General features: G+C 56.7%; 2 protein-coding genes. One reads left to right on the top strand and one right to left on the bottom strand.

Features of this window, described 5'->3' with window-relative positions:
* Positions 1-648 (top strand): hypothetical protein (locus ABX749_RS29150; protein WP_372899135.1); only part of this gene is annotated, 648 nt, incomplete at its 5' end.
* A gap of 237 nt (positions 649-885) precedes the next feature.
* On the opposite strand, the gene ABX749_RS29155 is transcribed toward ABX749_RS29150, so the two are convergent.
* Positions 886-2,539: TonB-dependent receptor domain-containing protein (locus ABX749_RS29155; protein ID WP_372899136.1), on the bottom strand; the 1,654-nt coding region annotated here is incomplete at its 5' end.

The raw sequence follows: 2,539 nt of genomic DNA on the forward strand, positions 1-2,539 counted from the left end.
AACGGCGTGGTGAGCAACAACGTTGCCTTCGACAATTTCCTGGACGGTTTCTGGTTCGAAGACAACTACGATACGATCCAAGACAACCTGTCCGTTTTCAACTTTGGAAACGGGTTTACGCTCAACGATACCGCGGGCACAGTCAGCGGAAACTATGCCGCATCCAATTCGTTCAATGGTTTCGAGTTCCGCAATAACTTCGGGGATTTTGAAGACAACACGTCCGAACAGAACGGATCCAATGGCTTTGATTTCAAACACAATGCGGGAACGATTACGCGAAACCAGGCGATCGGCAACGACGACGACGGATACGATTTTTCCTACAACCTCGATACGTTCAGCGACAACGAAGCGATCAGCAATTGGAACGATGGTTTCCAGTTTTACAGCAACGATCACCTGATGACGGGCAACCAGGCGATTGGCAATGCCGAGGACGGTTTCTACTTCAACCAGAACAACGGCTTGTTTGATGACAATTACGCCGAAGGCAACTTTGACGACGGCATCGACCTGGTCGAGAATTTTGGCACGCTTTCCAACAACGAGTCCAACGACAACGCCGACCAGGGCTACACCGGACTCAACAGCGGCACGTCAACGGACAACGAGGGAAGCGGTAACGCGGGCGGCGATGATTTTTGATCGCCGCGTGGCGGGTGTTCGCCGAGACTTTCAACAGGTTGCAGAAATGACAGAATGATTGGAGGTGGCAGAATCATACGGGGCAGAATGATGTTCTGACCGCGCAAATCGCCACCCCATCATTCTGCCGCCCCATCATTCTGCCACCCTCGGCTCGCTAAGACCGTCGACTGGCGACGGCAGCTAAGCATCATCAGACAGCGATTGACCGCCGGTTTGCATTGACCGCTGCTATGCTCAGTACGTCAATTCCGCACCGGTGTAGAATCCGATGCCGGGGCGGAACACGCCCAAACCCGACCGATAGTCGAGGTGTTCGCGGTAGAATTTGTCGGTCACGTTTTCGATCCCGCCGGTGACGAGCAACGCCCCGAAACGTCGATAGGTGCGGATGTTGTAGACGGTGAATCCCGGCGTCGCGACTTCTTCCAGCGTCGCCGCAACGCGGTCTTGGTTGTCGACCACGCGGGCGAATAGCTCGACGCCCCAGCGTCGCTCGGGTGAGGGGTCTTGGATCAACAATCCCAAACGGCCTTCCAACGGAGCGATCCCGGGCAACGGTTCGGCATCGACGGTATCGTTGGCGCTGCGCGAATCGAACGCGGACAGCCGGGCGGGGTCGAGCCGACTACGGTCGCGGCCTTCCAGATAGGTGACGATCCCGAAGACCGAGAACATCGAGGTCAGATCGGTTTGACCGTAAGCTTCCATTCCCCACAGCGTCGCCAAATCGGTGTTGACGAATCGGGCTCCGGTCTGGAACCCGTCGGTGGTTCCGGCCGGGTCGAGCAAGTCGTAGGTGATGTAGTCTTCGATGTACGCGTGATGGACGTGCGCCCCGAGTTGAACCGAGTCTTGCTGGTACTGAATGCCTAAATCGTATTGGTACAGCCGTTCGGGGTCCAAGTCGGGGTCACCGTCCAGGAACGTCAATCCGCGTTGTAGCGAACCGATGTACGTGTATTCGGAGTACATTTCGGTCAACGTCGGCTGCCGCATGGCGAACCCGACTCCCGCATTGGCACTCCAACCGTTTCCGAGCGTCCGTGTGGCGGTCAAGAACGCCGAGCCGAGAAAGAAGTCTTTGTCGAGCGTCGTGTCTTCGAGTTCACTGAGCGGATCCTCCACGCCGACGACCGTGTCGCGTGAATCGGTGAACACGCCATCGACGCGGACGCCGCCGGTCACCAGGACGTCGTCGGTGACTTGCGAGATGTTTTCCAGGTACAGCCCGATATCGAGCGAATCACTGCGCGGGATCGGATAGTTGTTGTCGTTGGTGTCCGGATCAAAGACGTCAAACTCGTTGAGTTCTTGGTTCAAATAGATCAGGTCCGTTCCCCAAGAGATCTGTCCGGAATTCGTGTAGCACGTGGACTCCAGCCGGTACCCGCCCGACAGTGCATCGCCGTCGGTCACGGTGAGTCCGTCGTCAGCCCCGAATGACGACGGATAAAATGTCTGTCGCAGCAACGGGATCTGGCGATGTTTTGCCGGACGCCTGGTGTCGCCTTCGAACCGTGTGCGGTTGTACCAAACCTCGGCGGTGAAGCGATCGGCAAACAGGGGCATGTCGTTGGTGTACGTGACCTCGTAGCCGTCGGTGACCAGAAAGTTCAAATCGGTGACCAGCCCGGGGAATTCGACATCCGTTTGATCGAGTCGCAGTAAGTTCAGCTCGATTTTCTGGTGATCGGACAAATCGAAACCGAACGCCACAAACAGGTCGCGAGACTTGTAGCTGGCGGGGATGAAGAAGTCGTCTTGGCCGGTTTCGTAGTCGTTGCCTGTCCGATGGCCGTAACTGATATGAAAACCGTAGTCTTCGTTGCCGCCCCAGTAGGACTGGCGGCCATAAAGCTGTTCGCCGTTGGTGTTGTACGTCGCACTG

It is taken from the genome of Stieleria sp., from assembly GCF_041595215.1.
GTDB classification, from domain to species: Bacteria; Planctomycetota; Planctomycetia; order Pirellulales; family Pirellulaceae; genus Stieleria; species Stieleria magnilauensis.